The organism is Acidaminococcus timonensis (assembly GCF_900106585.1).
GTDB classification, from domain to species: domain Bacteria; phylum Bacillota; class Negativicutes; order Acidaminococcales; family Acidaminococcaceae; genus Acidaminococcus; species Acidaminococcus timonensis.
Genome location: NZ_FNWH01000006.1, coordinates 426,709 through 439,300 on the forward strand (window position 1 = coordinate 426,709; position 12,592 = coordinate 439,300).

Annotated in this window: 9 protein-coding genes; 8 read left to right on the forward strand and 1 reads right to left on the reverse strand. The window is 56.2% G+C overall.

The genetic code is table 11. From position 1 onward, the window contains the following. Positions 1-3 precede the first annotated feature (3 nt). The 6 genes from BQ5462_RS05870 (at position 4) to BQ5462_RS05895 (ending at position 7,408) form a co-directional block, all read left to right on the forward strand. Complete coding sequence (locus BQ5462_RS05870) at positions 4-990, forward strand: Rossmann-fold NAD(P)-binding domain-containing protein (RefSeq protein WP_071142456.1); 987 nt, start codon at positions 4-6, stop codon at positions 988-990. Between the two features lie 23 nt (positions 991-1,013). Further along, on the forward strand, positions 1,014-2,105 hold the full coding sequence (locus BQ5462_RS05875; protein ID WP_235819583.1) for an NAD(P)H-dependent oxidoreductase: 1,092 nt from the start codon (positions 1,014-1,016) through the stop codon (positions 2,103-2,105). 122 nt (positions 2,106-2,227) lie between these two features. After that, entirely contained in the window at positions 2,228-3,640 is a 1,413-nt protein-coding gene (locus tag BQ5462_RS05880; protein WP_071142458.1) for an anion permease, read from the forward strand. An 86-nt stretch (positions 3,641-3,726) separates the two neighbouring features. Then, the gene (locus BQ5462_RS05885) at positions 3,727-5,187 is read left to right on the forward strand and encodes a nicotinate phosphoribosyltransferase (protein WP_071142459.1); all 1,461 of its coding nucleotides are present in this window, start codon (positions 3,727-3,729) and stop codon (positions 5,185-5,187) included. Between the two features lie 181 nt (positions 5,188-5,368). Beyond that, complete coding sequence (locus BQ5462_RS05890) at positions 5,369-5,866, forward strand: cupin domain-containing protein (protein WP_071143320.1); 498 nt, start codon at positions 5,369-5,371, stop codon at positions 5,864-5,866. Between the two features lie 165 nt (positions 5,867-6,031). Next, on the forward strand, positions 6,032-7,408 hold the full coding sequence (locus BQ5462_RS05895) for a pyruvate carboxylase subunit B (protein WP_071142460.1): 1,377 nt from the start codon (positions 6,032-6,034) through the stop codon (positions 7,406-7,408). A gap of 216 nt (positions 7,409-7,624) precedes the next feature. Here BQ5462_RS05895 and BQ5462_RS05900 read toward each other — a convergent pair whose 3' ends face one another. Beyond that, positions 7,625-9,685, reverse strand: a complete 2,061-nt coding sequence (locus tag BQ5462_RS05900; protein WP_071142461.1) for a transglycosylase domain-containing protein — start codon at positions 9,683-9,685, stop codon at positions 7,625-7,627. A 283-nt stretch (positions 9,686-9,968) separates the two neighbouring features. Here BQ5462_RS05900 and greA point away from each other — a divergent pair, with 283 nt between their 5' ends. Then, positions 9,969-10,487: a transcription elongation factor GreA gene (greA, locus tag BQ5462_RS05905; protein ID WP_071142462.1), complete on the forward strand. Its 519-nt coding sequence runs from the start codon at positions 9,969-9,971 to the stop codon at positions 10,485-10,487. 27 nt (positions 10,488-10,514) lie between these two features. Further along, positions 10,515-12,500 carry a lysine--tRNA ligase gene (lysS, locus tag BQ5462_RS05910; RefSeq protein ID WP_071142463.1) on the forward strand — a complete coding sequence of 662 codons (1,986 nt, stop codon included), beginning with the start codon at positions 10,515-10,517 and terminating at the stop codon, positions 12,498-12,500. The last annotated feature ends 92 nt before the right edge of the window (positions 12,501-12,592 follow it).

A 12,592-nucleotide genomic window follows, 5' to 3' on the forward strand; every position in this document is an offset into this window, starting at 1 on the left:
ATTATGGAAAACAACTGGCTTCATCTCAGTGATCTGCCCCGGGAAGCAGGGGTAACCAGACCTTTGTCCCTGGCCGGACGGCCGGCCCTCCGGGACAAGAACCGGGTCCATATCCTGGCCCTGGGGGATGTGGGACGGACCATGCTCATCGGGCTCCGGCTCCTGGGAGCGGATTCCATTGCCTCCCTGGGATTGTGTGACCTGAACCGGAAGAACCTGGAACGGCTGGAAATCGAAATCAACCAGATCCGGTATCCTTTTCCCAAGGGAGACCAGGTGCTGCCGCCAGTGGATCTGGTGGACGAGGACCATCTCTTTGCCTGTGATGTGTTCATTTTCTGTGCCACCAAAGGAACGCCGCCCATAGGGGCCAAAGGGGACATGCGGATGGTCCAGCTGGAAGCCAACCGGGAACTGGTCCGCCATTTCGGGGAACTGGCCCGGAAGGCGAAGTTCCGGGGTCTGGCCTGCATCGTTTCCGATCCGGTGGACAACCTGTGCCGGGCCTTCCTGGAAAGTTCGGGCCTTGCTCCCTGGCAGGTCCAGGGCTATGGGCTGGGCGTCATGCACGCCCGGGCCTGCTACTATGCGGAAAAAGATCCCCGGCTGGTCCATTACCTGACAGAGGGACGGGCTTTCGGCCCCCATGGCCAGGATCTGGTGATCGCCGACAGCCTGGACCATTACGACGATGCCCTGTCCCGGGAATTGACCCGGAAAACCGTCACCTGCAATCTGGCGGTGCGGGAACTGGGCTACAAACCGTACCTGGCGCCGGCCCTTTCCAGCGCGGCCCTGTCCATCCTGCTGACTCTCCGGGGGGAGTGGCACTACGGGTCCCTGTACCTGGGCGACGAAACAGAGGGCGCTTTCCTGGGCATGAAGAACCGTCTCACGGAAAAGGGCTTTGAATATGAGGACGCGGCGCTTTGTCCGGAACTGTACGACCGGGTCCGCCACGCCTATCTGAATCTGTGCCGGATGAAGTAACCGGCCAGGCAGAGAAGGGATGGATGATGTTTTACGTAATTAAAATGGGCTGGCAGGAAGAGGGAGCCACCCGGCGGGTGGACGGGGCACTGGCCTGTGCCCTGGCAGGCCATCCCCATCAGGTGGTGGACCGGTTCAGTGAGTTCGTTCGGCTGTTTCCGGAAACCGGTCCCCGGGAGCCCGGTCCCCATCGGCTGCTGTTTGCCGTGAACCTGTCCCGGGGCGGCATCAGCGTGGGATTTGCCCGGGTCATCGCCTATATTTCCCTCCATCTCCACTGTCTGGAAAACTGTGCCGGCAGCGTGGTGGTGGACGGGGAGGATGAGCTGTTCACCAAAAAGGCCGGCCGGGAAATGATCTTCATTGCCAACCGGTCAGGCTGTGCCTTTCCGGGGGCGCCCCTGGTGGAAGCCACCGGCTCTCTGTACAACTTCAACATCCAGGCCCGGATCCAGGGCATCAGCAATCCGGAGGCCTACGAAAAGGCCCTGGCCCGCCTGGTGGACCAGCTGCTGTCTTTTCCCGGTACCCCGGAAACAGGCAGCCGCCGGATCGCCCTGTTCCATGCCAGCAGCCGGGAGACTTCCAATACTCTGCTGCTGTGGAACCTGATCCGAAAGGACCTGGAGGGCCGGGCCCGGATCCGGGAAGTGAACCTGCGGAACGGGACTTTGGTGGATTGCCGGGGGTGCAGCTACGAAGCCTGTCTCCATTTTGGGGAACAGGGGGATTGTTTTTATGGCGGGGTGATGGTGGAAGAAGGGTATCCGGCCATCCGGGAAAGTGATACCCTGGTCTTTGCCTGTCCCAACTACAATGATGCAGTCAGCGCCAATCTCATGGCCTTTTTCAACCGGATGACGGCCCTGTACCGGACCGACTTCCGGGAATTCGCCAAAAAGCGGATCTTTGCGCTGGTGGTCAGCGGGTACAGTGGAGGAGACATTGTAGCAGAGCAGGTGATCGATGCCCTGAACTGCAACAAGCATTTCCTCCTGCCCCCTCATTTTGCCCTGATGGAGACCGCCAATGATCCGGGGAGCATCCTGAGGAATCCGGGACTGGAAGCGCGGGCGGCGGAAATGGCCGGCAGGATCCTGGGGGAGGAAATATAAATTTTTCTCTTTTTAAAACAATTTAGATGTTGTACAATAAGAAGCTGTAACCGACTGTTGCGGAAAGGCTTCTTTTTGTCTATTCCGCGACAGCTACTTTTCCAGAAAGAAGGCTTTCCACCGTGACCCTTTCCAAAAAATGGCAACAACTGATTTTCTGCGGCATCCTGGGTGCACTGTTTTTCCTGGTGCCGCCTCCGGGCGACCTGGCACCTGCAGGCTGGCACGTTTTTGGCGTCTTTGCCGCCACCATCCTGGGCCTGATCCTGAAACCCATGCCCATGGGGGTCATGGCCCTTTTGGGCATGGTGAGCCTGTGCCTGACCCGGACCCTGACCCTGAAAGAGGCCCTCAGCGGCTTCAGCATTCCCACCATCTGGCTGGTGGTGGTGGCTTTTTTCATTTCCCGGGGCATCGTGAAGACCGGGCTGGGGGAGCGCATCGCCTATCTGTTCGTGGAGCGGTTCGGCAGGAAGCCTCTGTTTTTGGCCTATTCTCTGGTGGCCAGCGACCTGGTGATTGCACCGGCCATGCCCAGCAATACCGCCCGGGCCGGCGGCATCCTGGCCCCCATTGTCCAGTCCCTGAACCTGACCTTCGGCTCCGATCCCCGGAAGGGGACGGAAAAGAAGCTGGGAAGCTTCCTGATCCCGGTGGTATTCCAGTGTGACGTGGTGATTTCCGCCGTGTTCCTGACCTCCATGGCTGCCAATCCCATGGCTGTCAGCTTTGCCGGTGATCTGCTGGGGGTGAACATGACCTGGGGCGGCTGGCTGGCGGCTTCCTGCGTGCCGGCGGTGCTCTCCCTGGTCCTGTATCCCCTGGTGATCTATAAGCTGGATCCGCCGGAGCTGAAGGAGACCCCGGAAGCACCGGCCCTGGCCCGGAAAAAACTGGATGCCATGGGAGCCATGAAACGGTCGGAAAAAGCCATGGCTGCCATTTTCTTCCTGCTGATCGTCCTGTGGGCCGGGGGCCGCTACATCGGCCTGTCCGAAACCCTGACAGCTTTCATCGGGCTGGGCCTTTTGCTGCTGTCCGGGGTGCTCACCTGGGATGACGTGAAAAGCGAGAAAGGGGCCTGGGACGCCCTGGTCTGGTTCGCCATCCTGGTGATGATGGCCAATTTCCTGAATGCCAAGGGCATGATCTCCTGGTTCAGCCGGGAAATGGGCAGTCTGGTGGCCGGGGATAACGGGGTGGTGGCCATGGGCATCCTGGCGGTGGTGTATTTCTATTCCCATTACCTGTTTGCCAGCAGTACGGCCCATGTCAGCGCCATGTACGCGGCCTTCCTCAGCATCATGGCCAGCGCCGGGGCACCGCCCACCATGGCGGCCTATGTGCTGGCCTGGTTCAGCAGCCTGTTCGGCTGCCTGACCCATTACGGCTCCGGCCCGGCACCCATTTTCTTTGGAGCGGGATATGTATCCCAGAATCGATGGTGGGAAATCGGGTTCCTTCTGTCGGTGCTGTCCATCCTGATCTGGGGTGGTGTGGGCTGTCTGTGGGGCAAAGTGCTGGGCATGTGGTAAGACCGGTGACAAAAATTGTATTTTCCGAAAACGGTGGATTGTGATAGAATAATAAGCAAATATTGTACCTGGAAAGGCGGAGAAAGATGAAACAGTTTGATGCACGAAATCTGTCCATGGTTTTCGATCTGTACGAGATGACCATGGCCAACGGGTATTTTGAAGACAGAAAACGGGATCAGGATGATTACGTTTCTTTCGATGTATTTTACCGGAACAATCCGGACGGAGGCGGTTTTGCCATTTTTGCCGGTCTGGAACAGGTGCTGGACTACCTGGAAAATATGCACTTCTCCACAGAGGACATCTCCTATCTGCGCAGCCTTCATGTGTTCAGCGAACCCTTTCTGCAGTGGCTGGAAACCTACCAGTTCCGGGGCAATGTGTACGCCATGCCGGAAGGCAGCATCATCTACCCGGATGAACCCCTGCTGACGGTCTATGCGCCCCTGATCGATGCCCAGCTGGTGGAAACAGCCATCCTGTGCCAGGTTAACCACCAGTCCCTGATTGCCACCAAGGCCCAGCGGATCGTGAAAGCGGCCCAGGGACGGGGTGTTTCCGACTTCGGTGCCCGCCGGGCCCACAATATGGATGCTGCCGTCTACGGCGCTCGGGCGGCCTATATCGGCGGAGCGGACAGCACGGCCACCGTATTGGCCGGCCAGATGTTCAACATCCCGGTGAGCGGTACCATGGCCCACAGCTGGGTGATGTACTACGACGATGAATATACGGCGTTCAAACGGTTTGCCGAAATCTATCCGGATAACGCCATCCTGCTGGTGGATACCTACGATGTGCTGGATTCCGGTGTACCCAATGCCATCCGGGTGGCCAAAGAGGTGCTGGAACCCATGGGCAAACGGCTGAAGGGCATCCGCATCGACTCCGGCGACCTGGCCTACCTGTCCAAGCGGGCCCGGAAGATGCTGGACGATGCCGGACTGACCGATGCCATCATCGTCATGAGCAACTCCCTGGATGAATATACCATCAGCTCCATCCTGGAACAGGGCGGCTGTGTGGATTCTTTCGGGGTGGGCGAACGGCTGATCACGGCCAAGAGCGATCCGGTATTCGGCGCCGTGTATAAGCTGGTGGCCGTGCACAAGGATAAGGCCATCATCCCCAAGATCAAGATCTCCGAAACCTTTGAGAAAATCACCAACCCGGGCCGGAAACGGGCCTGGAGGGTGTATGACAGGACGGGTCACGCCATTGCGGATCTGTTGACCATGCTGGACGAGGATCCCCGCAAAGAGGCGGAATTCCCCTTTGTGGATACCCAGCGGCCCTGGAAGAAGATGAGCTTCCGGGATTGCACGTTCCGGGAACTGCAGGAACTGGTGCTGGAAAAGGGGAAACGGGTCCATCCGTCCCCGTCCCTGGAGGAAATCCGCCGCTACGTGCATCAGCAGCTGACCAATGAGATCTGGCCGGAAGAGCAGCGGTTCAGCAATCCCCATGCCCATTTCCTGGATATGAGTCCCAAATACTATGGGATGAAGATGCAGCTGCTGGAAGATGCGAAGAAGGGATTGTAAAAATCAGTAGTCACTAGTATGCAGTCACTAGTCTCTAGCCGATGGAGAGAACCCGCCCTGGAAACAGGACGGGTTCTTTTGATGGTAAAAAATATGTTCACTTTCTTGTCACTGTTTTTGAAACGTGCTACAATGAGTTTGCAGTTATTTTTAAATATTCAGAGGAGGGGTTTTCATGCAATTGAAAAAACTGGCTGTGCTGTTGACTCTGGGAGCTACGCTGCTGACGGGGACGGCTTTTGCCGCCGGATCTCCGGCATCTCCTTTCAAAGAGGGAGAACAGGTCTATCCCAAAGGGGAACTGTTCACCTATGATAAGCAGGATGTAGCCAAGGGCAAGGGGACGGCCTATGGCAAGTTCGCTTTTGCCCGGGATAAAGCTACCCCGGATTCCGCCATCAAGGAAATGTGCTATCTGACCCTGAAGAAGGGGGCCTCCATCGGCACCCATAAACATGCTTTCAACGAAGATGCCTACATCATCATCTCCGGGGAAGGGATCTTTACGGACGGAACCGGCAAGGAAACCGTGGTGAAGGCAGGGGATATCACCATTGCCCGTCCGGGCCAGTCCCATGGGCTGAAAAACGTGAAGAAGACGCCCCTGGTGTTCCTGGATATCATTGCCCAGAACGACACCTTCCTGAAGAACCATCCGGAAGCCGCACCCAAGAAATGAGATCAGTAGGAAAAAGGACTGCTGCTGTGCGCGCAGTCCTTTTTTTGATAAGAACTTTCTAATAATTGGAATAACGGACATTATATTACCCCCTGCATGGTTTGTATGATATAATATACATTATATGAACCATAAGCTTGTTTCTTACTTATAGGAGGTTGAGCAATGAACAATCCGAACCCCGTTAAAATCGTGGAAACGGTTCTGCGTGATGGACATCAGTCCCTCTGTGCAACCCGTATGCGCACCAGCGATATGCTGCCCGTACTGGAACAACTGGATGACTGCGGTTTTTATGCCCTGGAAGCCTGGGGCGGTGCCACTTTCGATTCCTGCCTGCGGTTCCTGAATGAAGATCCCTGGGAACGGCTGCGTACCATTCGGAAACATGTAAAGAAAACCAAGCTGCAAATGCTGCTCCGTGGCCAGAACATCCTGGGTTACAACCATTATGCAGATGATGTTGTGACGGAATTCGTCAAACGGTCCGTTGACAACGGGATTGATATCATCCGTATTTTCGATGCCTTCAACGATGTCCGGAACCTGGAAACGGCCATGAAGGCCACCAAGGATGCCGGCGCCCATGCCCAGGGCACCCTGGTATATACCATCAGCCCGTATCATAAAGACAGCGACTACCTGAAGCTGGCCAAGGAACTGGAAGAAATGGGTGCTGACTCCATCTGCATCAAAGATATGTCCGGCCTGCTGGCTCCCTATGCCTGCGCTTCTCTGGTGACGGCCCTGAAGAAAGAACTGAGCATTCCTGTGAATGTCCATTCCCACTGCACCAGCGGCATGGCTTCCATGACCCTGCTGAAAGCCGTGGAATCCGGTGCGGACATTGTGGATACGGCCCTGTCTCCCTTTGCGGAAACCACCAGCCATCCCTGCACCGAATCCCTGGTCTACACCCTGAAGGGGACTCCCAGAGATACCGGCATCGACATGGACAAACTGGGGCCCATTGCGGACCACTTCAAGAAAGTCCGTGCTGATCTGGTGAAGACCTTCCATCTGCCCAGCAACATCAGCATCAACCCCAAGGTCCTGAGCTTCCAGATCCCTGGCGGCATGCTGTCCAACATGCTGAACCAGCTGACCGAAATGGGCATGGCCGACAAGTACGAAGAAGTGCTGAAGGAAGTGCCCAAAGTCCGTGCCGACCTGGGGTATCCTCCGCTGGTGACTCCTTCCAGCCAGATCGTAGGCACTATGGCGACCATGAATGTGATGATGGGACGGTACAAGATGATCCCCAACGAAATCCAGGATATTGTCATGGGCAAATACGGAAAGACTCCGGGACCCATCAGCGAAGATCTGAAGAAACTGGTGCGCCGCTGGATCGTCAAGAAGACGGGCAAGACCATGATCGCGCCCATTACCCACAGACCGGCCGACGACATCCCGCCGCAAATGGACAAGATGAAAGCCGACCTGGCTGCCAAAGGGTATCCCAACGCTTCTGTGGAAGATGTGCTGAGCTATGCACTGTTCCCGGAAGTTGCTCTGGCTTTCTTCAAGAACAACCGCTAAGTTCAAGCAAAAAGAGGTGCTCCTCGCTGAGCACCTCTTTTTTTGTATTTGTCCTTCCCTGAAAGGGAAGGGGGACCGTCCGTATGGACGGTGGATAGGTCTTACACCCAATGTGAGACCTCCTACCCGCAAGCGGGTCCTTCCCCCTTTCAGGGGGATACTGGTTTGTGCGTGGTACTAAAAATCCCCTCGGGTTCAACCCGAGGGGATTTTTCATCACTGTTTCGGCGGCCGTACCGGCGGAGGCGTGGAGCTCTTGCCGGAGGAACGGGGCGGCTGGGGTACATTGCCATCTCCCGGCAATGCATCTGCCTTGCTCTTGCTGCTCTTCTTGGTGTCAGCGGCTTTCTTGCTGCTGGAACTGCTGGACGATTTCTTGGGCGCTTCATATTTTGGCGCCGGCATCTTGAAGCCATCGGGCTTGTCGAAGTCCGAGGCGGGCGTATCGGCCAGGGCGTTGCTCATGAACGTACGCCACAGGGTAGCGGGTTCGCCACCACCGGTCATGCCGCCCAGGGATTCGTTGTTGTCGTCCCCGATCCAGACGGCGCAGGCCAGGTCGGGGGTGAAGCCTACGAACCAGGCGTCATGGTAATTGTCAGTGGTCCCGGATTTCCCGGCGCAGGGCCGGTTAATGGCGGCACCACGGCCGGTGCCCCGGGTCATGACGTCTTCCATCATGGAGATCATCATATAGGCGCTTTCCGGTTTTACAACCTGGGTGGGGTTGGCTTTGTGTTCATAGAGCACCTTGCCGTTCCGGTCCAGGATCTTGATGATGGGGGTGGGCTTATTGAATTTGCCCATATTGGCGATGCCCGCATAGGCACCGGCCATCTCCAGAGGCGTCACCCCATGGGTCAGGCCGCCTACAGCCATGGCCGGATTGTCGTCATCCTCCACCAGGGTGCTGATGCCCAGGCGCTTGGCCAGCTTCAGGGTCTTTTCCGTTCCGTACTTCATGGCCACCTTGATGGCAGGTACGTTATAGGAATAGGTGAGGGCCGTCCGATACGAGACCGTGCCATGGAAGCTGCGGTCGTAGTTCTGGGGGTTCCAGTCACCCGGGATGGGGGAATCCTGCACCGTATCGCTGGGGGTGGCACCCTGTTCCAGGGCGTTCAGGTAGACAAAGGGTTTCATGGAGGAACCGGGCTGCCGTTCCGCCATGACGGCACGGTTGAACTGGTCGGTACCCCGGCCGCCGATCATAGCCTTAATGTAGCCGGTCTTGGGATCTACGGCCACAATGGAGGACTGGGGCTGTTTCAGCTTGTTGCTGTCGGTGTAGTAGGTGGGAGTGAGGGCGGCGGCTTTTTCTGCCGCTTTCTGCATATCGGGATCCAGGGTGGTGTAGACTTTCAGGCCCTGCTTGTAGACGGCATCGGGACCAAATTTGTCCACCAGAAGCTGGATGCAGTAATCGATGAAGTATTTCTTGGAGCCGGGAGATTCGTTCAGGCTCTTGTAGGTCAGAGGCTCTGCATAGGCTTCGTCCGCCTGTTCCTTGGTGATGAACCCGTACTTGGTCATCTGTTCCAGCACCGTCTTCTGCCGTTCCTTGGCAGCCTTGGGGTTGGACAGAGGGGAGTAGTAGTTGGGGCTCTTGGGGATGCCGGCGATCATGGCACACTGGGCCAGGTCCAGATCCTGCACGTGCTTGCCGAAATACGTATTGGCGGCGGTCTCCACACCGTAGGAACCCTGGCCGAAGTAGATCTGGTTCATGTACATTTCCAGGATTTCGTTCTTGGTGTACTTCTGCTCGATCTGCAGGGCGATGAAGGCTTCGTGCAGCTTCCGGCTCAAGGTCTGTTCCTGGGTCAGGAAGTAGTTCTTGGCCAGCTGCTGGGTAATGGTACTGCCGCCCTGGACTTCGCCCCACCGGAAGTAGGTGTAGATGGCACGGCCAATGCCCCGGAAATCGATGCCGCCGTGTTCATAGAAACGGATGTCTTCCGCCGCCAGAAAGGCATGCTGCAGGTTCTTGGGGGTCTTGTCGATGGTCACCGGGATCCGGTCTTCCTCCGAATCCACTGTGGTAATCAGATTCCCCTTGGCATCGAAGAATTGGGAAGACGCCATGGGAGCCATGTCCTTGGTCAGGATCTTGGCTGTGGTGAATTTGGCCAGGGCGAAGAAGGCAGCCACCGAAAGGAAGCCTACCAGGATCAGGGCCAGCACAGCCGAGAAAATCGTGCCTCCCAATTTTTTATGTTTGTGAGGCGAAGGGGAACCAAAGAGATTTCTCCAGTTCTTGTTCTTATTGCTTGTCATCACGTCAGCTCCTATAAAATTGAAAAATAGATTGGGAACATAAGTTACTGGATATTATACCACATTTGACCGGTTCCGTGTATAGCTGTGACAAAAGGGTGAATGGACCCATGGAACGGGGGTGAAGGGGAAGTGGAAAGAAGGAGCTTCTGGCTGCCCGGCAAAAACTTTCCTTATATTATAAGGAAAGGGAACCGTCTCCAGCATTGACAAATATCCGGCTGCAATCTATAATTTACAAGATATGGCAGGTGCCAAAAAGCCGATAAAGGAGTCGTGAAACATGGCTGAAGAAACGATTTTGACCGAAGAAGGTCTGAAAAAATTAGAAGACGAACTGGATTACCTTCGTTCTGAGAAGCGGCAGCAGGTCGCTGAACGGTTGAAGGTCGCTATTTCTTATGGTGATATCAGCGAAAACTCCGAGTACGATGATGCCAAGAACGAACAGGCCTTCGTAGAAGGACGGATCCTGACCCTGGAAAACATGATCCGCAATGCCAAAGTCATCAAAGACAGTGACATTACCAAGAACGTGGTTTCCCTGGGCTGCAAGGTGAAGATCGAAGACATGGAAACCCATGACCAGGAAGAATACACCGTTGTGGGTACCACCGAAGCCGATCCCATGGCCGATCCTCCCCGGATCTCCAACGAATCCCCTGTGGGCAAAGCCATCCTGAACCAGAAAGTGGGTTCTGTGGTGAAAGTCCGTACCCCGGTGGGTGAACTGGACTACAAAATCGTTGCCGTCAGCCGTCCCAGCAGCAAGAAAAAGGCCGACGCCAAAGCAGGCAAATAATCAAGGGATAGAATCAGGAGGGTTTTCATGTCCGACGAAAAGAAGAACCAACCGGACGTAGAGAAAGAAGCATTGGCGGACGAAGACGTCAATGAACAGATGCAGGTCCGTCTGGACAAAATGCATAAGCTGGAAGAAAAGGGCATCCTGCCTTTCGGCCATGCGTACCAGTGGACCCATCATACGAAAGAAGTCCATGACCAGGTAGATGCCATGGAAGCCGCCGGCACGGTGGTGAAGGTGGCAGGGCGCCTGCTGGCCATCCGCGGCCACGGCAAGACCTGTTTCATGGATCTGCAGGACAAGACCGGCAAGATCCAGCTGTATGTCCGCAAGGACGAACTGGGCGAAGACGCCTACAGCGTGGTGAAGCTGCTGGATATCGGCGATATCGTGGGGGTGGAAGGTACCGTTTTCAAGACCCATATGGGAGAACCGTCCATCCGGGTGCAGAAACTGGAATTCCTGTCCAAGGCCCTGAAACCCCTGCCGGAAAAATGGCACGGACTGAAGGATAAGGAAATCCGGTATCGCCAGCGCTATGTGGATCTGATCGTGAACCCGGAAGTGCGGGACGTGTTCGTGAAACGGACCCGGATCATCCAATGCATCCGGCAGGTGCTGGATGACCAGGGCTACCTGGAAGTGGAAACGCCGGTGCTGAATACCATCTCCGGGGGCGCCACGGCACGGCCGTTCATTACCCATCACAATGCCCTGGATATCGACCTGTATCTGCGGATCGCCACCGAACTGAACCTGAAGCGCCTGATCGTAGGCGGTCTGGAACGGGTCTATGAACTGGGCCGTGTATTCCGCAACGAAGGCATGGACATCAAACACAATCCGGAATTCACCACCCTGGAATGCTATGAAGCCTTTGGGGACTTCAACACCATGATGGATCTGACGGAAAAGATCGTGACCACCTGTGCGGAAAAGGTCCTGGGGACCCTGAAGATCCAGTATGAAGGGACGGAAATCGATCTGACCGGACCCTGGCCCCGGATGACCATGATCGATGCCGTGAAGAAATACAGCGGCAAAGACTTCACAGGCGTCAAGGACGTGGAAGTGGCCCGTCAGATGGCCAAAGAAGCCGGCGTGGCAGTGGAACCTGCCTGGGGCGTGGGCAAGATCATCAACGCTTTCTTCGATGAATTCGTGGAAAAGAACCTGATCCAGCCCATCTTCATCACCGGACATCCCAAGGAAATCTCCCCGCTGGCCAAGAGCAGCGTGGCTGACCCTGAGATCACCGACCGTTTCGAAGGCTATATCTTCGGACGGGAACTGTGCAACGGCTTCACGGAACTGAATGACCCTCTGGACCAGAAGGAACGGTTTGAAAAACAGGTGGAAGAACGGAACGCCGGGGACGACGAAGCCGGCATGATGGACGAGGACTTCATCAATGCCCTGATGCATGGTCTGCCGCCGACAGGCGGCCTGGGTATCGGCATCGACCGTCTGGTGATGTTCCTGACTGGAGCTGTCTCCATCCGTGACGTGTTGCTGTTCCCCACCATGAAACCCCTGGACGGGGGCAGGAACGAAGCCAAACCGGCTGCCGGGGCTGCTCCAGTGGCCGAAGCTGCTGCCGCACCGGTCTTTGAGACCGTGGCTCCGGAAAAGATCGATTTCTCCAACGTGACCATTGAACCGCTGTTCAAGGATTTCGTGGACTTCGATAACTTCGCCGCCTGCGATTTCCGGGTGGTCAAAGTGAAGGACTGCTTCGCCGTGCCCAAGAGCAAGAAGCTGCTGCAGTTCACCCTGGATGACGGCACCGGTACCGATCGGACCATCCTGAGCGGGATCAAAGCGTACTACGATCCGGAAGACCTGGTGGGCAAGACCCTGGTGGCCATTGTGAACCTGCCGCCCCGGAAGATGATGGGCGTGGAATCCTGCGGGATGCTGCTGAGTGCAGAACATATGGAAGGGGAAGAACGGAAACTCCATCTTCTGATGCTGGATCCCCACATCCCGGCAGGTGCCAAACTGTGCTGATTGGCTAAATTGAAATGAAATGAAAATGAAGGGGACTGTGAAAACACCATTCACAGCCCCCTTATTTTGCCAGCGCAAGCTGGCTTCCATCG

Excerpts from the sequence above, each read along its gene's own strand:
- BQ5462_RS05885 (WP_071142459.1), top strand. The coding sequence starts at position 3,727 with ATGAAACAGTTTGATGCACGAAATCTGTCCATGGTTTTCGATCTGTAC.
- lysS (WP_071142463.1), top strand. The coding sequence starts at position 10,515 with ATGTCCGACGAAAAGAAGAACCAACCGGACGTAGAGAAAGAAGCATTG.
- BQ5462_RS05870 (WP_071142456.1), top strand. The coding sequence starts at position 4 with ATGGAAAACAACTGGCTTCATCTCAGTGATCTGCCCCGGGAAGCAGGG.
- BQ5462_RS05900 (WP_071142461.1), bottom strand. The coding sequence starts at position 9,685 with ATGACAAGCAATAAGAACAAGAACTGGAGAAATCTCTTTGGTTCCCCT.
- greA (WP_071142462.1), top strand. The coding sequence starts at position 9,969 with ATGGCTGAAGAAACGATTTTGACCGAAGAAGGTCTGAAAAAATTAGAA.
- BQ5462_RS05895 (WP_071142460.1), top strand. The coding sequence starts at position 6,032 with ATGAACAATCCGAACCCCGTTAAAATCGTGGAAACGGTTCTGCGTGAT.
- BQ5462_RS05875 (WP_235819583.1), top strand. The coding sequence starts at position 1,014 with ATGATGTTTTACGTAATTAAAATGGGCTGGCAGGAAGAGGGAGCCACC.